The sequence below is a fragment of the Phreatobacter sp. GW821-FHT04C01 genome, from assembly GCF_059420385.1.
This window is the reverse complement of record NZ_JBWKTP010000020.1, coordinates 1-21,439: the sequence shown is the minus strand read 5'-3', so window position 1 is coordinate 21,439 and position 21,439 is coordinate 1. Positions and strand designations below refer to the sequence as shown.

General features: G+C 67.1%; 21 protein-coding genes. 10 read left to right on the top strand and 11 right to left on the bottom strand.

Annotation, left to right across the window (positions count from 1 at the left end):
- Window positions 1-14 precede the first annotated feature (14 nt).
- Entirely contained in the window at window positions 15-506 is a 492-nt protein-coding gene (locus AC07WJ_RS36480; protein ID WP_494939652.1) for a nucleoside deaminase, read from the bottom strand.
- 80 nt (window positions 507-586) lie between these two features.
- Window positions 587-1,924, bottom strand: coding sequence for an MFS transporter (locus tag AC07WJ_RS36475; RefSeq protein ID WP_494939651.1), 1,338 nt, complete (start codon window positions 1,922-1,924; stop codon window positions 587-589).
- A 332-nt stretch (window positions 1,925-2,256) separates the two neighbouring features.
- On the opposite strand from AC07WJ_RS36475, the gene AC07WJ_RS36470 reads away from it, so the two are divergent.
- Window positions 2,257-3,051: an SDR family NAD(P)-dependent oxidoreductase gene (locus tag AC07WJ_RS36470; protein WP_494939650.1), complete on the top strand. Its 795-nt coding sequence runs from the start codon at window positions 2,257-2,259 to the stop codon at window positions 3,049-3,051.
- Here the strand turns inward: AC07WJ_RS36470 and AC07WJ_RS36465 are convergent.
- The 3 genes from AC07WJ_RS36465 to AC07WJ_RS36455 are packed head-to-tail and all read right to left on the bottom strand — an operon-like array spanning window position 3,036 to window position 6,574.
- On the bottom strand, window positions 3,036-4,394 hold the full coding sequence (locus AC07WJ_RS36465; protein ID WP_494939649.1) for an MFS transporter: 1,359 nt from the start codon (window positions 4,392-4,394) through the stop codon (window positions 3,036-3,038). The two genes, AC07WJ_RS36470 and AC07WJ_RS36465, sit on opposite strands and share 16 nt — an antisense overlap.
- 9 nt (window positions 4,395-4,403) lie before the next feature.
- Window positions 4,404-5,189, bottom strand: a complete 786-nt coding sequence (locus tag AC07WJ_RS36460; protein WP_494939648.1) for a DUF1365 domain-containing protein — start codon at window positions 5,187-5,189, stop codon at window positions 4,404-4,406.
- Window positions 5,186-6,574 (bottom strand): NAD(P)/FAD-dependent oxidoreductase, encoded by a 1,389-nt coding sequence (locus AC07WJ_RS36455; protein WP_494939647.1) that lies wholly within the window; start codon window positions 6,572-6,574, stop codon window positions 5,186-5,188. The genes AC07WJ_RS36460 and AC07WJ_RS36455 overlap by 4 nt, the downstream gene beginning before the upstream one ends.
- Window positions 6,575-6,794: 220 nt before the next feature.
- Here AC07WJ_RS36455 and AC07WJ_RS36450 point away from each other — a divergent pair, with 220 nt between their 5' ends.
- The gene (locus AC07WJ_RS36450) at window positions 6,795-7,202 is read left to right on the top strand and encodes a DUF2177 family protein (protein WP_494939646.1); all 408 of its coding nucleotides are present in this window, start codon (window positions 6,795-6,797) and stop codon (window positions 7,200-7,202) included.
- Window positions 7,203-7,290: 88 nt separating this feature from the next.
- Window positions 7,291-7,695 carry a hypothetical protein gene (locus tag AC07WJ_RS36445; protein WP_494939645.1) on the top strand — a complete coding sequence of 135 codons (405 nt, stop codon included), beginning with the start codon at window positions 7,291-7,293 and terminating at the stop codon, window positions 7,693-7,695.
- A gap of 12 nt (window positions 7,696-7,707) precedes the next feature.
- Here the strand turns inward: AC07WJ_RS36445 and AC07WJ_RS36440 are convergent, their stop codons facing one another.
- The 3 genes from AC07WJ_RS36440 to AC07WJ_RS36430 form a co-directional block, all read right to left on the bottom strand.
- Window positions 7,708-8,577 (bottom strand): alpha/beta hydrolase, encoded by an 870-nt coding sequence (locus AC07WJ_RS36440; RefSeq protein WP_494939644.1) that lies wholly within the window; start codon window positions 8,575-8,577, stop codon window positions 7,708-7,710.
- Between the two features lie 117 nt (window positions 8,578-8,694).
- Complete coding sequence (locus tag AC07WJ_RS36435) at window positions 8,695-10,476, bottom strand: LCCL domain-containing protein (RefSeq protein WP_494939643.1); 1,782 nt, start codon at window positions 10,474-10,476, stop codon at window positions 8,695-8,697.
- 365 nt (window positions 10,477-10,841) lie between these two features.
- Window positions 10,842-11,753, bottom strand: a complete 912-nt coding sequence (locus tag AC07WJ_RS36430) for an AraC family transcriptional regulator (protein WP_494939642.1) — start codon at window positions 11,751-11,753, stop codon at window positions 10,842-10,844.
- Window positions 11,754-11,904: 151 nt separating this feature from the next.
- On the opposite strand from AC07WJ_RS36430, the gene AC07WJ_RS36425 reads away from it, so the two are divergent.
- The 7 genes from AC07WJ_RS36425 (at window position 11,905) to AC07WJ_RS36395 (ending at window position 19,741) form a co-directional block, all read left to right on the top strand.
- The gene (locus AC07WJ_RS36425; protein ID WP_494939641.1) at window positions 11,905-12,831 is read left to right on the top strand and encodes a 2-hydroxyacid dehydrogenase; all 927 of its coding nucleotides are present in this window, start codon (window positions 11,905-11,907) and stop codon (window positions 12,829-12,831) included.
- Between the two features lie 145 nt (window positions 12,832-12,976).
- A complete protein-coding gene (locus AC07WJ_RS36420; RefSeq protein WP_494939640.1) occupies window positions 12,977-14,566 on the top strand; it encodes an ABC transporter substrate-binding protein in 1,590 nt (529 codons plus the stop codon).
- Window positions 14,563-15,585, top strand: coding sequence for an ABC transporter permease (locus AC07WJ_RS36415; protein ID WP_494939639.1), 1,023 nt, complete (start codon window positions 14,563-14,565; stop codon window positions 15,583-15,585). The genes AC07WJ_RS36420 and AC07WJ_RS36415 overlap by 4 nt, the downstream gene beginning before the upstream one ends.
- A gap of 16 nt (window positions 15,586-15,601) precedes the next feature.
- The gene (locus tag AC07WJ_RS36410) at window positions 15,602-16,438 is read left to right on the top strand and encodes an ABC transporter permease (protein ID WP_494939638.1); all 837 of its coding nucleotides are present in this window, start codon (window positions 15,602-15,604) and stop codon (window positions 16,436-16,438) included.
- Window positions 16,438-18,096 carry an ABC transporter ATP-binding protein gene (locus AC07WJ_RS36405; protein WP_494939637.1) on the top strand — a complete coding sequence of 553 codons (1,659 nt, stop codon included), beginning with the start codon at window positions 16,438-16,440 and terminating at the stop codon, window positions 18,094-18,096. The genes AC07WJ_RS36410 and AC07WJ_RS36405 overlap by 1 nt, the downstream gene beginning before the upstream one ends.
- Window positions 18,097-18,127: 31 nt before the next feature.
- Window positions 18,128-19,102, top strand: coding sequence for an alpha/beta hydrolase fold domain-containing protein (locus tag AC07WJ_RS36400; RefSeq protein WP_494939636.1), 975 nt, complete (start codon window positions 18,128-18,130; stop codon window positions 19,100-19,102).
- A gap of 9 nt (window positions 19,103-19,111) precedes the next feature.
- Window positions 19,112-19,741, top strand: a complete 630-nt coding sequence (locus AC07WJ_RS36395) for an FMN-binding negative transcriptional regulator (protein ID WP_494939635.1) — start codon at window positions 19,112-19,114, stop codon at window positions 19,739-19,741.
- 133 nt (window positions 19,742-19,874) lie between these two features.
- Here the strand turns inward: AC07WJ_RS36395 and AC07WJ_RS36390 are convergent, their stop codons facing one another.
- The 3 genes from AC07WJ_RS36390 to AC07WJ_RS36380 form a co-directional block, all read right to left on the bottom strand.
- On the bottom strand, window positions 19,875-20,117 hold the full coding sequence (locus tag AC07WJ_RS36390; RefSeq protein WP_494939634.1) for a hypothetical protein: 243 nt from the start codon (window positions 20,115-20,117) through the stop codon (window positions 19,875-19,877).
- A gap of 86 nt (window positions 20,118-20,203) precedes the next feature.
- Window positions 20,204-20,428 carry a hypothetical protein gene (locus AC07WJ_RS36385; protein WP_494939633.1) on the bottom strand — a complete coding sequence of 75 codons (225 nt, stop codon included), beginning with the start codon at window positions 20,426-20,428 and terminating at the stop codon, window positions 20,204-20,206.
- Window positions 20,429-21,124: 696 nt separating this feature from the next.
- A complete protein-coding gene (locus AC07WJ_RS36380) occupies window positions 21,125-21,373 on the bottom strand; it encodes a hypothetical protein (protein ID WP_494939632.1) in 249 nt (82 codons plus the stop codon).
- Window positions 21,374-21,439: the final 66 nt, after the last annotated feature.

Here is a 21,439-nt window from a genome sequence, read left to right as displayed (position 1 = left end):
TTTGTCGCGCGAGCTTAACCGGTGACGCGCGCCGGCGGCTCCACCCAATGTTTCCAGCCGCGCCTGACCGCCTCGCATTCGGCGACACGCACGCCGTCGACCACCTCGAGCGCGCTGCACGTCATGTCGATCAGTGTCTCGACCGAGTAGCGGCCGTAGTCGATGCGGCGCATGCCGGCATGGCGGGCGCCGAGAACGATGCGGCCGATCTTCGCCTCCTTGATCGCCCAGCAGCACATCGGGCAAGGCTCCATGGCCGAATAGAGCGTGGCGCCGGACAGATCGCTTTTGCCGAGATTGCGCGCGGCATCGCGGATCGCCTCCACTTCGGCATGGGCGGTCGGATCGCCGCCGGTCGCCACCCGGTTGGAACCCTGGCCGATCACCTGGCCGTCACGAACGATGATCGAGGCGACCGGGCAATCGCCGCGCGCGTCGGCCTCGCCGCAAAGCGCGAGCACCTGGCCCATGAACCGTTCGTGCTCGTCGAGATCGCTATCACTCATGTCAGTCTGTCCCTGGCAATGGTCGGAAAGATGATCCCGGGCCCTGTCGGTCCGGGATCTTGCCTGTCACGTCGCATCGCTCACGCGGCGTCGGCCTTCGGTTGGCGCATGGTGACGATGGCGCCGACGATCAGCAGGGCCGCGACCAGCCAGAGCGCGATCGTCACCTGGCCGGTGGCGTCCTTGACCACGCCCATCAGGAAGGGCGCGCCGAAGCCGCCGAGATTGCCGATCGAATTGATCAGCGCGATGCCGGCCGCCGCTGCCGTGCCGACCAGGATCTTGTTGGGCAACTGCCAGAACACCGGGATCGAGCAGAGGATGCCGGGAAGAGCGATCCACAGCGCCAGGATCGCCCATTGCGAGCCCTGCAGCACGAAGAGGCCGAGCAGCGCGCAACCAATGCCGCCAGTCAGGATGCCCAGGCCGCAGTGAAAGCGCACCTCCTTCATCCGGTCGGAATGGATGCCGTTGAGCACGGTGGCGACGACCCCGATGAAGAAGGCGACCGAAACGATGGCACCGATGGTCGAGGTGTTGGTGAAACCGAGATCCTTGACGATGGTCGGCGCCCAGAAGATCAGCGCCGACTGGCCCATGATGATGCAGAAATAGATGAAGATGAAGGTCCAGACACGGCTGTCCTTCAACGCGCGGCCGAGCGAATGCTCGCGTGCGCCGATCATGGCGCGGTCGCGCGCGAGATCCTCGGTCAGCAGGCGGCGCTCTTCCTCGGTCAGCCAGCGTGCCTCATTCGGCTTGTCGCTCAAGACCCAGAAGGCGGCGATGCCGAGCAACACCGACGGAATGCCCTCGACCAGGAACACCCATTGCCAGCCGGCCCAGGCATTCAGGCCGTTCATGTTCTCCATGATGAAGCCGGCGATCGGGCCGCTGACCACGCCCGAGGTCGAGGTCGCGCAGCCGAGCAGCGCGAAGACCTTCGAGCAGCGGGTCGTCGGGAACCAATAGGTCAGATAGAGGATGACGCCCGGCCAGAAGCCGGCCTCGCAGGCACCCAGCACGAAGCGGATGATGTAGAAACCCGCAGGCGTCGTGACGAACATCATGGCGATGCAGGCGAGCCCCCAGCCGATCGCGATGCGCGAAATGGTCTTGCGCGCGCCGTAGCGCTGCAAAGCCAGGTTGCTTGGCACCTCGAAGAAGAAATAGCCGATGAAGAACAGGCCGGCGCCGAGGCCATAGACCGTCTCGCTGAAGCCGAGATGAGCATTCATCTGCAGCTTGGTGAAACCGACATTGACCCGGTCGAGCCAGGCCATCAGCCAGACGATGAACAGGAACGGGATGAGCCTGAGGGTGACTTTCCTGTAGATGGCGTCGAGCTTCGCGCTGTCGTCCGCCGCGGATCGGGCGCCGACGCGCGCCGCCGTGTCGATGGTCTCTACCGAACTCATCCGGTCCTCCCCGTATCGTTTCCGTCTGTGCGTTTCGTCCTGGCCGGCAGCGACGCGACGAGCGCGCTCCGGCCTGCTTTGCTGCGAATTATTTTTTCGCATGTTGCATACAATCTAATAATAAATCGGATCTGTCCAGATGCGAACGAGGCCTGTGGATGGCAAGGGTGCCGGGCGACCACACAGGGCGCAGCGGCAGGGCTTTCGCCGGGCTCCGGCAGCGGCACGAGCGCTGCGCATCCGTCGCCCGGTCGCGCCGGCCCGAGCCGATCATCCGCATCCAAATGACGATGCCGGGTGTAATCCGGCTGGTCGGACCAGCGGTAAACCCCATGATGCAGCAGCAGAAACAACGCCGGGCCTGGGTGACGGGCGCCGGCAAGGGCATCGGGCGCGCGGTCGCGCTCAGGCTTGCGGGCCAAGGCTGGATCGTCGCGGCCAGCGCACGGACCGAGGCCGATCTCACTGCGCTCGCCGCCGCGGTGCCGGCCAATGCCGGCCAGGTGGCCTGCTATCCGCTCGACATGACGGATGCGGCGGCGGTCGCCGGCACGGTCGCCAGGATCGAGGCAGAACTCGGCCCGATCGATCTGGCTCTGCTCAATGCCGGAACCCACCGGCCGATCAGCGCCGGCAGTTTCGATCTCGCCGCCTTGCGCGAACTGGTCGAGGTCAACCTGATGGGAACGGCCCATGGCCTCGCCGCCCTGATGCCACGCTTTATGGCACGCCGGACCGGCCAGATCGCCGTGGTCGCCTCGGTCGCCGGCTATCGCGGCCTGCCGACCGCGGCCGGCTATGGCGCGACCAAGGCCGCCTTGATCAATATGTGCGAGGCGCTGAAGCCCGAGCTGGAGGCGGCGGGCGTCGATCTGAAGCTCATCTCTCCGGGCTTCGTCGCGACGCCCCTCACCGCTCGCAACCGTTTTCCCATGCCGTTCCTGATCACCGCCGAACAGTCGGCCGATCATATCCTCGCCGGCCTGGGGGCCGGCCGCTTCGAAATCGCCTTTCCCTGGCGCATGGCGCTGGCGATGCGGCTGCTGCGCCTGCTGCCGAACCGGCTGTTCTTCGCGATCAGCCGGCGCATGGTTTCACCTGCCCTACCCCGTCAATCCGAGGGTTGAACCATCCGGCGAGCGAGCCGACGGCGGATGGCCTCGTGCCGGCGCGCGGTGATCGGAAAGCCCCAGAGCAGCGCGACCGCGGCGAGCTTCAGGCCGACAGGCAGAACCGCGTAGAAAGCCGTCAGCGCCATCATGCCCTGCGGGGTCGGCCGCGCCGGATCAAATCCGGCGAGGCTCGCCCCGATCAGGCCGAGCCCCGCCGACAGCGCCATGGCGAGCTTGGTGGCTGCGTGCCACAAGGCGAAATAGAGGCCGGTGCGCTCCTCGCCGTGGCGAAGCCGGTCGAAGTCGACGACATCGGCCTGCAAGGCCGGCGGCAGGACGAGATCGGCGCCGAGCGCCAGGCCGGTGACGATGCAGACGGCAAAAAACCTCGCGAACTGGCCAGGCGCCAGAAAAGGCACCAGGCCGAAAGCGAGGCAGGCCGCACCCATGGCGCAGCACCAGGCGCGATGCTTGCCGAGCTTCAGGCTGAGACGATACCAGAGCGGCAAGCCGATCATGGCGCTGACGAAATAGGCCAGGATGAACAGCGGCTGCCGGTCCGGGGCGGCCCCGAGGCCGTGGGTCAGGTAGAGCAGGAACAGCGCCGCCGGCAGGCCATTGGCAAGGCCGTTGACGAACCAGGCGGTGATCAGCCTGACGAAGGGACCATTGCGGGCGGCATCGCCGAGAGCGGCCGCGAGGCTGCCCGAAACCGGTGCGCGGTGGGGCCGGCTCATGTCGGCGGGCCTGTCCGGCACCAGCAGTCCCAGGCTTGCCAGGCCGGCCGCGCCGAGCCCGATGGCCGCCAGCGCCAGCATGCCCAATTGCGCGACGGCGCCACCTCCGGCGAGCGCCGGCACCAGGCTCGCGAAAACGATGCCGGCAAGACCCGCGCCCTCACGTGCCGTGGTCACCCGCACGCGTTCGGCATAGCCCGGCGTCAGTTCGGCGCCCCAGGCCGTGTAGGGCACCACGACCGCGGTCCAGCCGATATAGAGCACGACCAGCCAGAGGGTGAGATAAACGGCTCCCACGCCGTCGGGCGGAAACGCGATGCGGGCAAAGCCGAGGGCGGCTGCCAGTGCCCCCGCCATGATCCAGGGCTTGCGCCGGCCGAACCGCGATCGCGTGCGGTCGCTGAGCAGACCGATCAGCGGATCGCTCAACGTGTCGAGACAACGGCTGACCAGCAGGGCCGTGCCGGTGGCGGCAAGCCCGAGGCCAAGCGTATCGGCATAGACCGAGGGCAACAGGACATAGACCGGAATGGCCGGGATGGCGAAGGCGAAGGCCGGGGCGGCATAGGCGGCGAGCCTGCCGGGGGCGAGCCGAGGGATGTCGTCCCGGGAGGCCGCCAATGTCGTTGCTCAGCGCCGGCCGGGACGGACGATGGTCTCGCCGATCGTTTTCGCCGCCCTGGCATGGGCGATCAGCGGCACGCCTTTCCACCAGAGTTTCAACGCCTCCCAATGGATGCCGGCGACCACTTTCAGCGTCATCAGCGGATAGGTGAGGAACATGCGTGCCAACATGGCGTCGGTCAGCTCGCGGCGCAGGCCCGAAAAGACGGCGGTCAGCAGCGGCCCTTCGCCGTCGTTCTCGACGATCGAGATCACCGCCCGCCGGTCCGGCACGGCGGTGCGGAAATGGTAGCTGCAGTTCATCGCCACGAAGGGCGAGACGAAGAATGCCTTGTCGCAATGCTGCCTGATCCGGCCGCCGTCACCGGGTTCGGCCGGGATCACATAGGTATGGCGCTCGCCGAAGGTGTTGTGCACCTCGTAGAGCATCGCCCGCAGCAGGCCGTCCCTGCCGTGACAATAGTAGATGCTGAGCGGATTGAAGACGTGGCCGAGAATGCGCGGATAGCACAGCACCAGCACCTGGCCGCCGTCCGGCGCGAGGCCCGCGCGCCACAGGCGCTGGTCGATCCAGGCGCGCAAGGCGCCTGGCTCGCCGCCACCATGGTCGCGGTCCTGGAAACTGAACAGCGCGCGGCGATTGTGCCCGAACAGGCGCAGCCGCCGGTCGAGCGCGGGCAATTCGTCGAGATCGATCAGCAGCGAGAAGACGCGATAGCGCAGACGATGCCGCCTTGGCCTGAACCGCTCGTGCATCACCTCGCCGGCATAGAGGCCCGATGTCGTGCTCATTCGGCCGCCACCAGGTTGGCCGGGCCGTGAAGCGGCGGCATCGACAGCACCCGGGCGGATTCGGCTTCCACCTGCCAGGGCCGGCGGACTTCGCCCAGCGCCTCGGCCACGGCGAGCCCGGCCTGCAGCGCATCCTCGTGAAAACCGTAGCCGAAATAGCTGCCACAGAACCAGGTGTTGCGGCGCCCCTGCAGCGACCAGAGATCGCGCTGGGCCCTGAGCGCGGCCTGGTCGAACAGCGGATGGCTGTAGTTGAACATGCGCCGGATCGAGCCGACCCTCGGCTCGCGGACCGGATTGAGCGTGATGAAGAGTTGCTGCTCCGTCGGCAGCCCCTGCAGCCGGTTCATCCAGTAGCTGACGCAGAGCGGCTGGTCTTCGGCCCGCGGCTCGCCACCGATATAGTTCCAGCTGGCCCAGACGCGCCGGCGCTTCGGCATGAGGCCCGGGTCGTCGTGCAGCACCGCGAGATTGTCGGTGTAGCGGAAGGCGCCCAGCAGGCGCCGCTCCTCGCTGTCCGGGTCGGCCAGGAGCGCCAGGGCCTCGTCGGCATGGGCACCGATCACCACATCGTCGAAGCTCTCGCGCCGGCCGGTATAATCCTCGACCGTGACCTGTCCGTCGGTCCGGATGATCCGTCTGACCCCGGTCGCGATACGGACCGGGTTTTCGAACGAAGCCCGAAGCCGCCGGACATATTCGCGGCTGCCGCCCGCCACCGTGCGCCAGTCCGGCGCCTGGGCGAGGTCCAGCAGGCCGTGGCTCGAGAAGAACCTCAGGAACGAACGCAGCGGATAGTCGCGGATGCGGGCGGCGGTGGTCGACCAGATGGCCGCGCACATGGGCAGGACGTGATCTTCGACCAGGCCCGCCGAATAGCCTTCGCGCGCCAGGAACTCGCCGAGGCTGACGCCGTCGGCCGAGGGGCAGTCGACCAGCGTCCTGGCCTTGGCATAGAAGCGCACGATGTCGCGCAGCATGAACCAGAAGCGCGGTCGGATGATATTGCCGCGCTGGCCGAGAAGGCTGTTGAGATCGGCGGATGAATATTCGAACCGGCCGCGACCGGCGGATGCCGCGAACGACATGACGGTCGGCTTGTGGGCGACGCCGAGATGATCGAACAGCGCGACCAGGTTCGGGTAATTGCGCGGGTTGTAGCAGATGAAGCCGGTATCGACCGCCACCGGGCCGGCCGGCCCCTCGACATCGACCGTATTGGCATGGCCGCCGAGCCAGTCGGCCTTCTCGTAGAGCGTCACCTGGTGGGACCGGCTCAACAGCCAGGCCGCCGACAGACCGGCAATGCCGCTGCCGACAACGGCGATCCGCCGCACAGGCGCCGTCGGGCCGCCGGTGCGGGCATCAAACGCATTTCTGTTCATGAACAAGCCGTGCCCTGGTTTTCGCATCACCAGCGGCAACACCGCAGCCCCGGGCTTTGGATGAGTCCCGCAGCGGATTCTTTTTCGCCGGCCGCGCACGGATGCGTGATCGCGCCCGGTGATCGGCCGGCCGGCGTCTCCACGGGCGCCGCCGCTTTGCATCCATCGGCCCGGCGCCGGTGTATTCAGCCTGTTCCGCGCCCGGAAACAGGGGAATGACATGCATCGTTTCGCGATCGCCTATGGCGCCTCGGCCGTGGTGCTGCTGGCACTCGATGCCGTCTGGCTCGGCTTTGCGACCCGCCTTCTCTATCGGCCTCAGCTCGGGGCGTTGCTCCTGGACGAGCCCAAGCTGATGATCGCCGCGCTGTTCTACCTCGTCTATGTCGTCGGCATCGTGGTCTTCGCCGTCCTGCCGGGCGCCGAGGCGCACTCGCTACCCTTGGCGCTCGGGCTCGGCGCCCTGCTCGGCCTGGTCGCCTATGGCACCTATGACATCACCAATCTGGCGACGCTGAAGGGCTGGACCGTCATGGTCGCCGTCGCCGACATCGCCTGGGGAATGGTGGTCTCGGCCTTGTCGGCCACGGCGGGATGCCTGGCCCTGCGGCTGTTCGCGCCGGGCTGACGGGCCGTCGCCCGGTTCACGCTTTCGTGAGATTGCAACCGTGGCCGCCGGTCGCGGGTAGATGCGGCAGCCGAAATGGAGCAGCCGGATGCCAGAACTCCGCATGGTCGCCGCATGGGTCGTGGTCGCGGCATCGGGCATCGCTTCAGCGGCGCATGCTGATCCGATGACATCGGACGAGATCCGCCAGGACATTATCGGGCACAACATCTTTCTGGCGGCGCCGCTCGGCGGGGAATTTCCGCTGAACTACCGCCGCAGCGGGCGGGTCGACGGCAACGGCCAGGCCCTGGGGCTCGGCCGTGTCATGCAGCCGCGCGACAGCGGCCGCTGGTGGATCGCCAATAACCGGCTCTGCCAGCAGTTCCGCACCTGGTATGACGGCACGCCCATGTGCTTCGCGCTGACCCGCACCGGCGGCAGCTCGCTGAAATGGCTGCGTGACAATGGCGAAAGCGGCACCGCCCGCATCGGCGCGCCGATCAGTGATTGACGCCGGCTCCACTCAGCCGAAGCGCTCGAAGAAGCCGGTGACATCCGCGAGAACCGGCGCCCGTCCGCGAAAGGGCGCCGCCAGCGCCACCACGGTGCCGGCGTGATCGACACCGGGATAGATCCTGACCGAGACCACGGCCCCTGCCCGCCTGAGCCGCACGGCCAGGGCTTCGGTATTGCGCGGATAAACCGTGGTATCGGCCGATCCCGTGACAAGCAGCATGGGCGGCGCGCCGCGGCGGGCGAAGCTGACCGGCTGCGTCGCCGCGAGATCACGCGCCATGCCGAAAGCCGCCACCGAGGCCGGCTGGTCGAGCGGCAGGAAATCATAAGGTCCGGACAGGCCGGCAACGGCCTTGATCGTGCCGGGGCCGAGCCCGGCACGCGCCAGGAAGCGCGGATCGAGCGCCAGCATGGCGGCGTTATAGGCACCGGCCGAATGACCGGCCACGTCGATGCGGTTGCGGTCGCCGCCATAGCGGCCGATCCGGTCGTGGATCCACGCCAGGGCCCTCGCGCCGTCATCGACGAAATCGGGAAAGCGGACCTCCGGCACCAGGCGATAGTCGGCGATGACGGTGACAAAACCGCGCGCGGCAAAGGCGTGGCCAATGAAGGCGTAGTCGGCCTTGCTGCCGGTGTTCCAGGCGCCGCCGTAAATGAACAGGACGACCCGCCGCCCGGAGCCTGACGATGCCGGGGCATAGATATCGAGGCGCTGGCGCGGATGCGGGCCGAAGGCGAGGTCACGTGCCACCTGGCCTGCGCCCGGCTCGGCCGGCGACACGGCATTGAGCAGGCCGGCGCCGGAACAGCCGACAAGTCCGATCGACGATCCGACAAGCGACAGAACCGCACGACGGGAGAGGTGGGAGTTCATGACGGCCGCGTCCTGTTCGCCGGTCGGGCCTGGAATGCCAAACCCCGCCGCGGATAACCACGACGGGGTACTTTGGTTGCGCGACGCACGGAAATATCGGCCGGAGGCGGCCCGGCGTCAGAGCTTCAGGGCTTGAACCCGTCGATTGGCCGCGCGGCCGGCCTCGGTGGCGTTGTCGGCGATCGGCTCGGCACGGCCGCGTCCGTCGATGGTCAGGCGGCCGGCGTCGATGCCTTGCTGGACGAGCCAGCGTCCCACGGATTCGGCGCGGCGGTAGGACAAGGAGCGATTGTAATCGGCCGTACCCACCGAATCCGTATGACCGATCAGCCCCAGCCTGAGGCTCGTATCCGCCGCCAGGACGCTGCGCAATTGACGCAAGGCGTCAGCGGCGGAGAGATCCAGCTCCGCCGAATTGAAGCGGAACTGGACATAGAGATCGACCTCGCCGCGCTCACGCAGGCTCTGGGCGATGTCCTGCTGGACCGGCGCCGCCGCCAGTTTGGCCGGCGCCGGTTGAGCCGCACCCTGGCGCGGCGGAAACCGGAAGCTGCCGTCATAGGGCCCGTAATTCGAAGACGTGATGCCGTTGCGGGTGAGGCCCGGATAGGCGTTGCGGCCGGGCTCGGGAATGACGCTCACCAGGCCGCCCTGGCGCGGCAACGCGCCAGCATGGACCGCCGCCTTACAGATCGAGGAATCGGCCGTGTAGATGTCCATGCCCCAGACCGAGCCACGCGCGGTGGCAGCCGCGTCGCAGGTGCAGGCGAGCGGTTCGGCGATCTCCTGGAATGCGACGAAATTATCCGGGCAGACCGTCGGGCCGGCAGGCGCCGGGCCGAAGCGGAAGCTTGCGGCATAGGCGCCGTAATTGGAGGACGAGATGCCGTTGCGGGTCACCCCCGCATAGGTCGCCTGGCCGGCCTCCGGCGTCACCGTCACCTGGCCGCCGCGCCGGTTGATCACGCCGGCATGAACCGCTGCCTTGCAGACCGAACTGTCGCCCGTATAGACGTCCATGCCCCAGACCGAACCACGATCCGCCGCCTGCGCGTTGCAGGTGCAGATCAACGGGTCGGAGGTGTCGGCGAAGGTCGAAAAATCGTTCGGGCATTCCGAGATCAGCACCTGGGTGGTCTGGCCTGACGGCGCGCCGGCGGCGCGCCCCTGGCCGGCGACGCGAAAGCTCGAGGCATAGGCGCCGTAATTCGACGAACTGACGCCGTTTCGAGTCAAGCCGGGATAGGCCGACCGCCCCTCTTCGGGCGTCACCGTCACCTGGCCGCCGCGCCGGCTGATGGCGCCGGCATGCACCGCTGCCTTACAGACCGAGCTGTCGCCCGTGTAGATGTCCATGCCCCAGACCGAACCGCGCTCGGCAGCCTGCGCGCTGCAGGTGCAGGTGAGAGCCTGGGTCGAGCCCGCGAAGGCGGAGAAATCGTCAGGGCATTCCGAAATTGCCGCCGTTTCGGTCGTAGCGCCACCCGGCCCCGACTTGCCGTCGCCAGACTTGCCGCCGGCGGCATTGGGCGCGGCGGCCGCGCCCGCGAAGCGGAAGCTCGAGGCATAGGCGCCGTAATTCGATGAACTGACGCCATTGCGGGTCAGGCCGGGATAAGCCGGCCGCCCGGCTTCCGGCGTCACCGTCACCTGACCGCCGCGCCGGCTGATCGCGCCGGCATGGACCGCCGCCTTGCAGATCGAGCTATCGCCCGTATAGACGTCCATGCCCCAAACCGAGCCACGGTCGGCGGCCTGCGCATTGCAGTTGCAGACCAGCGCTTCCGTCGAACCCGCGAAGGCGGAAAAATCGTCGGGACAATCGGAGATGGTCTGGGCCTGGGCCGGCGCGCCCGCGAGGGGCGCCAAGGCCAGCGTCAACAAGATGATCCATTTCATGTGAGGCATTCCGTCCTGGGTTTGACAGTCTTGACCCCGGCCAGGCGAGACCGACGTCGGCGCAGCTCAACACGACGCTCGGACCGATGCGGACCAGACAACCCCATTCGCCCCCGCGAATGTCCCGCAAAACCGACAGTGCAATGACCCCCGCCGGCCGGTCGAGAACAGGAAAAGCCGCGCCAGGCGGACCTTGTGAAGAGTCGATGCCGACCTTCGGAAGGGTCCGGAAACGGAGAGGCTGACGTGTTCGTGACCGTGCCGACATCGACACGATGGTCATCGGCGCATGTCGTCCGATTATCGCCAAAATCTATAGTCGAGACCGGCGACAGCTGTCCAGCCGAGCCCCGTCGGCCCGATTTTCACGCGCCGACGGCGCCGGCCGGCGGTTCGCTCACACGGAAATCCGGCTCGCTCGGCTCGGTCCAGCGCAGGTATTCGCGCGGCGAGATGCCCATGATGCGCCGGAACATGGCGCTGAAGGCGCTCGGGCTGTCATAGCCAAGATCGAGTGCCACATTGGTCACCGGCTCGCCCGAGGTCAGCCGGGTCAACGCCTCCATCAGCCGCACCTGCTGGCGCCATTCGGCGAAGCTCATCTCGGTCTCCTGCCGGAACAGCCGGGTCAGGGTACGCCGGCCGAGGCCGCCGACGCGGGCCCAGTGTTCCAGGTCCTGGTCGTTGCTCGGGTCGCGCAGGATCGCCTCGCAGATACGGGCGAGCCGCCGGTCGCGCGGCATGGGCGCGCTCAGCGGCAAAGCGGGCATGCGGCCGATCTCCCCCAGCATCAGCGCCACCACCTGGCCGTCGCGGCCTTGTTCGTCATATTCGACCGGCAAGGTCACCGCCTCGTTGATCAGCGCGCGCAGCAGCGGCGAGACCTCGAGCAGCCGGCAGGCCTGGGGCAGGTTGGCCGCAGCCTCCGGCTCGACATAGAGCGTGCGCAACTGCACGTCGCCCCAGCAGCGGCTCTGGTGGACCACGCCGGAGGGGAGCCACAGGGCATGCTGCGGCGGCACGGCCCAGCTGCCCGCCTCGGTGATGACCGTCATTACTCCGCTCAGCGCATGCAGCAATTGCGCCCGCCGATGGCTGTGGCGCGTGCCGACGGTGCCGGACGCATATTCGGCCGCCATGGCGGCGACCGGGCGGCCGGAACTCTGCAGCGCGTCGGCGCGCCGGCCGCTCGCCTCGAAACCGGCGAAGCAGGTGACGGTCTGCGCGCCCGCCTCACGACGGGAACGCCCAGGCGGCAGGGGAAGCATATGGCCCATCTGCGACAATTCCTGACCCTGAACAGACAGCGTTGGCCCGCTGACCTCGTACCCTCGTGCCCGAGAGCCTTGGCCGCATCATCGACCAATCGCCGCAGAATTTCAAAGCACGCGCCGTGCCAAGACACCACACAGGGCCCCACGCAACCGCATGACCAGCATTACCTTGATGAGCGAACTCGGTGTTCTCTCCTTCCTCGCGGCACAGCTCGAAAGCGCCCTGCCCGGCGCGACCTTCAGGAACTGGCTCGAGCCGGGCGCGATCGACGCCGAAATCGCCATCTGCTGGGCTCCGCCCAAGGGCGCGCTCGCGAGCATGCCGAACCTCCGGCTGGTGCATTCGATCGGCGCCGGCGTCGACAACATCCTGTCCGATCCTGCCCTGCCGGACCTGCCGATCTGTCGGGTGGTCGATCCCAAGCTCGCCGCCGCCATGGCCGAGTTCATCCTGTGGGGCACGCTTTATTTCCACCGTCGCTTCGACGAGGTGACGGCCAATGCGCGCATCGGGCGCTGGCATCGCCTGGAGCAGACGGCCGCCGGCGACAAGCGGGTCGGCATTCTCGGCCTCGGCGCCATGGGCGAACGGGCGGCGCGCCTGCTGAGCCAGGTCGGCTACCGCGTGTCAGGCTGGTCACGCGCGCCGAGGCAGGTCGACGGCGTGACGGTGCATGCCGGCGAGGCGGCGCTCGACGCGTTCCTCGCCGAGGCGGATATCCTGGTCTGCCTGCTGCCGCTGACGCCGGCCACCTCGCAGATCCTGAATGCCGAACGGCTGGCCCGCCTGCCCAAGGGCGCGGGCCTGATCCTGGTCAGCCGCGGCGAACACCTGGTGGTGGACGATCTCGTCGGCTTGATCCGTTCGGGCCATCTGCGCGGCGCCATTCTCGACGTCTTCGATCATGAGCCGCTGGCCCCGGAGCATCCGCTTTGGCGCGAGCCGGGCGTGCTGGTGACGCCGCATATGGCGGGCCTCGCCAAGCCGCGGGTCATCGCCGAGCAGATCGCCGAAAACATCCGACGCCTGAAGGCGGGCGAGCCGCTGCTCAATCGGGTCGATCCGGCGCGCGGCTACTAGGCCGGCCTTGCCGTCCGGCCACGTCATGCGGCCCGATCGCGACAGTACTCGGCCCGTTGGCGGCGGCATGAGCCGCGCGCGGGCGAGAACATCCAACACCAACAAGGCCGGGGCCGACCCGGCGGACGAACCAGGGGAACCCGTGATGAACAGACGCGAATTCGCCAAGCTCATGGCCGCGGCCGGCGTGGCCGGCGGCACCGAAATCTCCTGGGGACTCAGCCGCGCCGTCGGCCAGACCCGCGGCGGCACGCTCAACACCATCATCCAGCCTGAACCGCCGATCCTGGTCACGGCCATCAACCAGCAGCAGCCGACCCTCACCCTCGGCGGCAAGATCTATGAGAGCCTGCTGCGCTACAGCTTCGACCTGAAGCCGATGCCGGGCCTCGCCCAGTCCTGGGAGGTCTCGCCGGACGGCCTGAAATATACTTTCAAGCTGTTCCCCAACATCACCTTCCACGACGGCAAGCCGATGACCTCGGCCGACGTGGTGTTCTCGGTGATGACCGTGCTGATCGAGACCCATCCGCGCGCCCGCGGTACCTTCCAGCGCATCGAAAAGGCCGAGGCGCCGGATCCGCTGACCGTGGTGTTCACGCTGAAACAGCCCTTCGCGCCGTTCCTCAGCTCGTTCGACTGCACCACGGCGCCGATCGTGCCGAAGCACATCTACGAAGGCACCGACATCCGCAAGAACCCGGCCAATGCCCAGGCCATCGGCACCGGCCCGTTCAAGCTGAAGGAATGGGTGCGCGGCTCGCATATCCATCTCGTCCGGCACGAAGGCTATTATCGCCCGGGCGAGCCTTATCTCGACGAGATCTATTATCGCGTCATCCCGGACGGCGCCTCCCGTTCGGTCGCGCTCGAGAAAGGCGTGGTCCAGCTCACCCAATGGACCGATGTCGAGTTCTTCGACGTTGCGCGCCTGCAGAAGCTGCCCAACCTGGAAATGACCACCAAGGGCTACGAGTTCTTCGCCCCGCATCTGTGGCTCGACATGAACAACCGTGTCGCGCCGATGAACGACAAGCGTTTCCGCCAGGCCTGTTCCCACGCCATAGACCGCACCGCGATGAAGAACCGGGTGTTCTTCGGCCTCGGCAAGGAAGCCACCGGGCCGGTCTCGTCGAAGACCCCGTTCCACGAGAAGAACGTCAAGCAATACGACTACTCGCTCGACAAGGCCAAGGCCCTGCTCGACGACATGGGCCTGAAACCCGGCGCCGGCGGAAAACGCGTCACCATCACCTTCCTGGTGCCGCCCTATGGCGAGATCTGGCAGCGCATCGGCGAATTCATCCGCCAGTCGCTCGGCCGGGTCGGCATCGACATCGTGCTCCAGGGCCTCGATCTCGCCGGCTGGGCCGAGCGGGTGTCGAACTGGGAATATGAGATGACCGTCAACCTGCTCTACCAGCTGGGCGATCCGGCGCTCGGCGTGTCGCGCAGCTATACCTCGACCAATATCCGCAAGGGCGTGCTGTTCTCCAACATGGCCGGTTATGCCAATCCGGAGGTCGACCGGCTGTTCGAGGAGGCGGCGGTGGCGATCGACGAGACCAAGCGCCGGGAGCTCTATTCCCAGGTCCAGAAGATCATCGTCGAGGATTGTCCGCTGGCTTGGCTGATCGAGCAGGACTTCCCGAACTTCATCGACAAGCGCCTGAAAAACGTCATCACGACCGGCATCGGCGTGCACGACACCTTCGGCACGGTGTCGCTCGGATGAGCATGGCGGCACTCAAGGCGGGTGGCGGGCGCGGTTTCGCGACCGCCCTAGCCGTCCTGGCCTGGGCGGTGAAATTCGTGGCGGTGGTGCTGGTCATCGCCACCTTCAGCTTCATCATCGTGCGGTCGGCGCCGGGCGATCCAGCCCAGGTCATGGCTGGCCAGACAGGAGCGGCCGACGAGCAGATGCTCGCCCAGCTTCGCCAGGAATATGGGCTGGACAAGCCCTATGTCGTGCAGCTCGGCAGCCACCTGAAACGGGTGCTGACCCTCGACCTCGGCTATTCCTACCGCCAGCAAAGGCCGGTGCTGAGCCTGCTTGCCGAACGCATGCCGGCGACGCTGCTGCTCACCGGCACGGCCTTTCTGGTGGCGCTGGCCGCCGGCATCGTGCTCGGCACGCTTGCCGGCATCCGCGCCGGCCGATGGTCCGACACGCTCCTGACGGTGGTCTCGCTGCTGCTCTACGCCATGCCGGTGTTCTGGCTCGGGCTGATGCTGGTGCTGCTGTTTTCGGTGCAGCTCGATTGGCTGCCGGCGTTCGGCTACGTCACCATCGGCGTCGAGATGTCGCCGCTCAGGCGCATGCTCGACATCGCCGCGCATCTCACCTTGCCGGCTCTGTCGCTCGCCGCGGTCTATCTCGCCATCTATGCGCGGCTGATGCGGTCCTCGGTGATCGAGGTCATGCATCAGGACTTCATCAAGACGGCGCGCGCCAAGGGCCTCGCCCAAGGCCGCATCATCGCCCGCCACATCCTGCGCAACGCCATCCTGCCGGTGGTCACGGTCGCCGGCATGCAGGCCGGCGCATTGGTCGGCGGCGCGGTGGTGATCGAGACCGTCTTCGCCTGGCCCGGCCTCGGACGGCTCACCTATGACGCGGTGCTGCAGCGCGACTATCCGGTGCTGCTCGGCATCTTCCTGGTCATGTCGGTGCTGGTCATCGTGCTGAACCTCGCAACCGATGCGATCTATCGCCTCATCGATCCGCGCGTCACCACGCGCCCGGCGTCCTGAACGGAGATCCCGCGGCATGGACACGCTCAAAGCTTTCCTCCGCCATCCCAGCGGCATGGTCGGCCTGGTCATCCTGCTGGTGATCGTGACCCTCGCCGTGTTGGCGCCCCTGCTCTATCCCGACGACCCCTGGGACATGATCGGGCGGCCCTTCGCGCCGCCCCTCACCGATGGTTTCCTGCTCGGTTCCGACACGCTCGGCCGCGACGTCGCCGCCGGCATCGTCCACGGCACGCGCGTGTCGATGACCATCGGCGTGGCGTCGACGCTGGCGGCGGTCTTCATCGGCGTGCTGATCGGCGCGGTCTCGGGTTATTGCGGCGGGCTGATCGACGACGCGATGATGCGCGTCACCGAATTGTTCCAGACCATCCCGGGTTTCATCCTGGCCATTCTGCTGGTGGCGACCCTCGGCCCCTCGCTCAGCCATGTCATCTTCGCCATCGGCATCGTCAGCTGGCCGCCGCTGGCGCGCCTGACGCGCGCCGAATTCCTCAGGCTGCGCAATCGCGAATTCGTCCAGGCCGCCGCCTGCCAGGGCCAATCGCCGCTGGCGGTGGTGCTGCGCCACATCCTGCCCAACGCGATTTCACCGATCATCGTCACGGGATCGCTGACCATCGCGACCGCCATCCTGATCGAGAGCGCGCTGAGCTTCATGGGCCTCGGCGACCCCAACCTGATGTCCTGGGGTTTCATGGTCGGCGCCTCGCGCACCGTCATCCGGCAGGCCTGGTGGATGAGCGTGTTTCCCGGCGTCGCGATCCTGCTGACCGTGCTCGCCATCAATCTCCTCGGCGAAGGTCTGAACGACACCTTGAACCCGCGCATTTCCCGCGGAGGACGGCACTGATGGCCGATGATGCCCTGCTCTTCCTCGACCAGCTGTCGATCGCCCTGCCGCGCGGCGCCGACCGGCCCTTCGCCATCGAACAGGTGTCGCTGACCGTCCGGCGGAACGAGATCGTCTGCCTGGTCGGCGAATCCGGCTCGGGCAAATCGATGACGGCCCATGCCGCCCTGCGCCTGCTGCCCGACAATGTCGGCATCGCCTCGGGCGCCATCCGCTTCAAGGGCGCCGACATCGCGCGCGCCGACGAGGCGATGATGCGGACGCTGCGCGGCGGCGAGATCTCGATGATCTTCCAGGAGCCGCTCAGCGCGCTCAATCCGCTGACCCGGGTGGGCGACCAGATCGCCGAGGCGATCATCACCCATACCCGCCCGCTGCCGGCCCGCGCGGCGGTGGACGCCCGGGTGCTCGCGCTGATCGCCGCCGTCGGCCTGCCCGAACCGGTCACGCTGGCGCGCAGCTTCCCGTTCCAGCTCTCCGGCGGCCAGCGCCAGCGCGTCATGATCGCCATGGCCATGGCCAACAACCCGGCGCTGCTGCTCGCCGACGAGCCGACGACCGCGCTCGACGTGACGACGCAGCGGCAGATCCTGGCGCTGATCCGGCAATTGCAGACCGAGCGCGGCATGGGCGTGTTGCTGATCACCCATGATTTCGGCGTGGTCGCCGATATCGCCGACCGCGTCGTGGTCATGCGCCACGGCCGCGTCGTGGAGGAAGGCCGCGTCGACGACGTGCTCAGCCGGCCCCAGGACAGCTACACCAAGGCACTGATCGCAGCCGTGCCCGGCGCGCGGCCCCTGACCCGTTCCGACCGCAAGCTCGGCGCTGAGCCGCTGCTGACGGCGACCGGGCTCGGCAAGACCTTCGTCACGCGCCAGGGGCTGCTGCGTCCGCCACGGCGAGTGGCGGCCGTGAACGACGTCACGCTGGCGCTCAGGCCGCGGGAAACGGTGGCGGTGGTGGGCGAATCCGGCTCCGGCAAGTCGACGCTCGGACGGATGATCATGCGCCTGATCGAACCGGACCGGGGCTCGATCGACTTCGACGGCGGCGATCTCCTGAAGCTGCGCGGCGCAGCCCTGCGCACCGTCAGGCGCAAGATCCAGATCGTCTTCCAGGATCCCTTCGCCGCTCTCGATCCGCGCCAGAAGATCGGCGATGCGGTGGCGCGCGGCCCGATGGCCTATGGCACGCCGGCACAGGAGGCCATGGCCGACGCCCGGCGCCTGCTCGCCCGGGTCGGCCTGCACGAGAGTGCCACCGATCGCTATCCGCACGAATTCTCCGGCGGCCAGCGGCAGCGCATCTGCATCGCCAGGGCGCTGGCCTTGAAGCCACGCGTGCTGGTCGCCGACGAAGCGGTCTCGGCGCTCGATGTCTCCGTGCAGGCGCATATCCTGGCGCTGCTGGCCGAGCTTCGCGAAGAAATGGACCTCGCGATGATCTTCATCACCCATGACCTCAGGGTGGCGGCCGAGATCGCCGACCGCATCGTGGTGATGCGCCGCGGCGAGATCGTCGAACAGGGCGAGACGCAGTCGGTCTTCGTCAACCCGCGCCACGCCTATACGCGCGAGCTGCTCGAAGCGATCCCCGGCCGCCGCCTGTTCGCCGGCCCCGGCAGCGCCAGGCCCGTCGCGGCGCTCACCGCCTGATCCCCAGAAACAACCGGTCGAGGAAACCAAGATGCCCGATATCGTCGTGCCGTTGCCGCCGCTGGATCCGCAGATCGCCCAGTTCGTCACCCGGATGCGGGCGGATTCGGCCAAGCATCCGCCGCGCGAATCCATGCCGGTTTCACGCGCCCGCGAAGTGGCCGAAATCGTCCGCAAGCCCTGGACCGAGGGTGGCCCGGTCATGGCGGAAACGGTCGAGCATCAGGTGCCGACCCGCCATGGCCCGGTGCGCATCCGGATCTATTATCCCGAGACGAAACGCCCGCTGCCGGTGTTCCTCTATATTCACGGCGGCGGCTGGACCCTGTTCAGCATCGACACCCATGACCGGCTGATGCGTGAATATGCGGCAAGGGCCGGCGTGGCGGTGGTCGGCATCGACTATACCCGCGCGCCCGAAGGCCGTTTCCCGCAACCGCTCGAGGAGACCATCGACACCATCCGCTGGCTCGCCCGGGAAAGCGCCGCCCTCGGCCTCGATATTTCGACCCTGATGGTCGGCGGCGATTCCGCCGGCGGCAATCTGACGGTCGCGGCCGCCCTCGCCTTGCGCGACGCGGGTGAACCTCTGATCAAGGGCATGGTGCTGAACTATGGCTGCTACGAGGTCGACTTCCTCGCCGACTCCGTCGTGCGTTATGGCGGCGGCGACTATCTCCTCACCACCCACATGATGGTGTGGTTCTTCCGCCAATATATGCGCACGCCCGAGGATGCGAAGAACCCGCTGATGTGCCCGCTCCACGCCCGGCTCGACGGCTTGCCGCCGGCCTTCATGGCGATCACCGAGCTGGACGTGCTGCACGACCAGAACCTCGCCATGGAGCAGGCGCTGAAGGCCGCCGGCGTGCCGGTCGAGGCCCATATCTACAAGGGCACCGTCCACTCCTTCCTCGAGGCGATGTCGATCGCCGATATCAGCGTCAGAGCCATCACCGACGCCGCGGAGTGGCTGAAGCGCCTGATCGCGTCCCGGGCTCATTGAGGCGCCGCAATGTATACGCCACCAGCCTATCGCGAGGACCGGCTCGACGTGCTGCACGACCTGATGCGGCAATGGAGCTTCGCCACCCTGATCACGTCGGGCCCCGCGGGAATCCTGGCGACGCAATTGCCCTTTCTCATCGACGGCAATGGCGCCAAGGGCCGGCTCATCACGCATCTGGCCCGGGCCAATCCGCAATGCGACCAGCTCGCCGGCGGCGGCGAGGCCCTGGTGGTGTTTCAAGGCCCGCATGCGTTCATCTCGCCGAGCTGGTATGAAAACCGCGAGACCTTCCCCACCTGGAACTATACGGCGGTTCAGGCCTATGGCCGGCCGGTGATCGACGACGACCCGGAGGTGCTGCGCGCCCTGTTGAAACGGGTCATCTCCCGCTACGACACGCCGCTCGGTGGCCCATGGCGTTTCGAGGACATGCCGGAGGCTGCGATCGCGCCGCGTCTGAAGGCGATCATCGCGGTCGAGATCGACATCGACCGCCTGGAAGGCAAGCTCAAGCTGAACCAGGACAAGACGCCGGCCGACCGGGCGGGCGTCATCGCCGAGCTCGACGGCAGCAATGATCCCGTGGCACGGCAAACCGCCACGATGATGCGCAAACTCGGCCGGAAGCCCGACTGACAAGCAGGCCGGCTTCCGCCCGGCGGCGCCCAGGGCAAGCCAAAAGCCGCGTATTTCCAGACAAAGAAAACGCCGGGGTGGGAACCCCGGCGTTGGTCTTGGACAGGACCGGCTGACGCCGGCCGATTCCCATTCAGTTGGACGAAGAGAAAGCCGAGGACGGCACCGCTTCGCGATCGACCAGGCTTGGCGCCGTGGACAGCGACTGGCCGCGCATCATCTGGCGGGCCGAGAATTCGCGGGGCTGCACCGGGGCATAGGTGGTGACCGACGGGGTTTCGATGAAACCGGCAGCATCACCGGCACCCTGGGCGAAAGCGGGAGCGGCAACGGCGAGGGGCGCGAGCAGGGTCGCGGCGAGAATGAGCTTCTTCATGATGATCTCCATTGGGTTGCCCGGCTGGCGATGAACGCTTCAGGCCGGATCATTTGCTTGCGTGTGGGTGAAACAGGCGCCCGCGCTCAGTTCGCGGAAGAGAAGGCCGAGGACGGCACGGCTTCGCGGTTGATCAGGCTCTGGTCGGCCGCCGATGCACGTCCATAACGCGCCGTGAACTCACGGGGCTGGGCCGGTGCATAGGTGGTGACCGAGGGGGTCTCGATGAAACCGGCGGCATCGTCGGCAAGGGCCGGAGCGGCGACGGCGAGCGGAGCCAGGAGGGCGGCGGCGAGGATCAGCTTCTTCATGACAGTCTCCATTGGAAAACCCGGTGGTGGGAGGGACACGCCAGATCCGGGATGTTTGCTTCGGTGTCGGCAGGAGGTGTCCGCCGCCGACATCCTCAACATAGGTGCTCGCCCGGCAAATTGCCAATCACGAAATTGAGAAAACGCACATACTTGTTCAGTTTTCTTATTTTTAATGTGCATTGTCGCAATTCTTACAATTGCGACGCCCGAGCGTCTCGATAGCAACCAGCGCTCATTGGAACGGCCTGAAAGCGACGGCGCGATCGCAACGAGGCGTGCCACGCCCGCCTCTCCGAGTGGCCGCGGCAGAGCCCGTCCACATCATGCGTTCCGTGTTTTTTATCATGATCACAATATCTTATCGGATTTCACACCGTTCACCGGCGCCCGTATTGTCCAGATGGATCATTGAAACGGAGAGACGCCATCGGTGCGGGCATTTCAACCGATATGCCGACAGAGGAACGCCAAAATGTCGACAAGCGGCCAGGACCCCAACGCGGGAAATCGGAAAATTATGTGCGTGTGAAGGGACAATTTGACCGATAGCGACCCACACCTTGCACCAGCGCAACTTACTCCGAGCGGCGATGCAAGACCGAAATCAAGCGGACCGATCCTAAAGAAAACGCCGGGGTGGCGCCCCGGCGTTGGTCTTGAACGAAGCCGGCTCGTGCCGGCATGCGCAATGCTTCAGTGAGCGGCGATGCCCGATGACGTCACCACTTCGCGCTCGATCAGGCTGCGCTCGAGGTCGGTCATGCCGCCGGCCCGGCCGCCGCGGACGTGATGGGCGCTGAACTCGCGCGGCTGGTTCGGCGCGTAGGTGGTGACCGAGGGAGTCTCGATGAAACCGCCGGCATCGCCGGCGCCCTGGGCGAAAGCCGGAGCGGCAATGGCGAGCGGCGCGAGCAGGGCTGCGGCAAGGATAAACTTCTTCATGACAGGTCTCTTTTTGGTGGTCCGGCTGGCGACGAAGGCTTCAGGCCGGAATGTGGGCGGGTCGGT

What these genes read in the sequence shown, in the direction of transcription:
- AC07WJ_RS36475 (WP_494939651.1), bottom strand. Translation starts at nt 1,924, where the DNA reads ATGAGTTCGGTAGAGACCATCGACACGGCGGCGCGCGTCGGCGCCCGA.
- AC07WJ_RS36450 (WP_494939646.1), top strand. Translation starts at nt 6,795, where the DNA reads ATGCATCGTTTCGCGATCGCCTATGGCGCCTCGGCCGTGGTGCTGCTG.
- AC07WJ_RS36480 (WP_494939652.1), bottom strand. Translation starts at nt 506, where the DNA reads ATGAGTGATAGCGATCTCGACGAGCACGAACGGTTCATGGGCCAGGTG.
- AC07WJ_RS36435 (WP_494939643.1), bottom strand. Translation starts at nt 10,476, where the DNA reads ATGAAATGGATCATCTTGTTGACGCTGGCCTTGGCGCCCCTCGCGGGC.
- AC07WJ_RS36420 (WP_494939640.1), top strand. Translation starts at nt 12,977, where the DNA reads ATGAACAGACGCGAATTCGCCAAGCTCATGGCCGCGGCCGGCGTGGCC.
- AC07WJ_RS36460 (WP_494939648.1), bottom strand. Translation starts at nt 5,189, where the DNA reads ATGAGCACGACATCGGGCCTCTATGCCGGCGAGGTGATGCACGAGCGG.
- AC07WJ_RS36430 (WP_494939642.1), bottom strand. Translation starts at nt 11,753, where the DNA reads ATGGGCCATATGCTTCCCCTGCCGCCTGGGCGTTCCCGTCGTGAGGCG.
- AC07WJ_RS36395 (WP_494939635.1), top strand. Translation starts at nt 19,112, where the DNA reads ATGTATACGCCACCAGCCTATCGCGAGGACCGGCTCGACGTGCTGCAC.
- AC07WJ_RS36380 (WP_494939632.1), bottom strand. Translation starts at nt 21,373, where the DNA reads ATGAAGAAGTTTATCCTTGCCGCAGCCCTGCTCGCGCCGCTCGCCATT.
- AC07WJ_RS36390 (WP_494939634.1), bottom strand. Translation starts at nt 20,117, where the DNA reads ATGAAGAAGCTCATTCTCGCCGCGACCCTGCTCGCGCCCCTCGCCGTT.
- AC07WJ_RS36385 (WP_494939633.1), bottom strand. Translation starts at nt 20,428, where the DNA reads ATGAAGAAGCTGATCCTCGCCGCCGCCCTCCTGGCTCCGCTCGCCGTC.
- AC07WJ_RS36425 (WP_494939641.1), top strand. Translation starts at nt 11,905, where the DNA reads ATGACCAGCATTACCTTGATGAGCGAACTCGGTGTTCTCTCCTTCCTC.
- AC07WJ_RS36455 (WP_494939647.1), bottom strand. Translation starts at nt 6,574, where the DNA reads ATGAACAGAAATGCGTTTGATGCCCGCACCGGCGGCCCGACGGCGCCT.
- AC07WJ_RS36400 (WP_494939636.1), top strand. Translation starts at nt 18,128, where the DNA reads ATGCCCGATATCGTCGTGCCGTTGCCGCCGCTGGATCCGCAGATCGCC.
- AC07WJ_RS36440 (WP_494939644.1), bottom strand. Translation starts at nt 8,577, where the DNA reads ATGAACTCCCACCTCTCCCGTCGTGCGGTTCTGTCGCTTGTCGGATCG.
- AC07WJ_RS36415 (WP_494939639.1), top strand. Translation starts at nt 14,563, where the DNA reads ATGAGCATGGCGGCACTCAAGGCGGGTGGCGGGCGCGGTTTCGCGACC.
- AC07WJ_RS36410 (WP_494939638.1), top strand. Translation starts at nt 15,602, where the DNA reads ATGGACACGCTCAAAGCTTTCCTCCGCCATCCCAGCGGCATGGTCGGC.
- AC07WJ_RS36445 (WP_494939645.1), top strand. Translation starts at nt 7,291, where the DNA reads ATGCCAGAACTCCGCATGGTCGCCGCATGGGTCGTGGTCGCGGCATCG.
- AC07WJ_RS36470 (WP_494939650.1), top strand. Translation starts at nt 2,257, where the DNA reads ATGATGCAGCAGCAGAAACAACGCCGGGCCTGGGTGACGGGCGCCGGC.
- AC07WJ_RS36405 (WP_494939637.1), top strand. Translation starts at nt 16,438, where the DNA reads ATGGCCGATGATGCCCTGCTCTTCCTCGACCAGCTGTCGATCGCCCTG.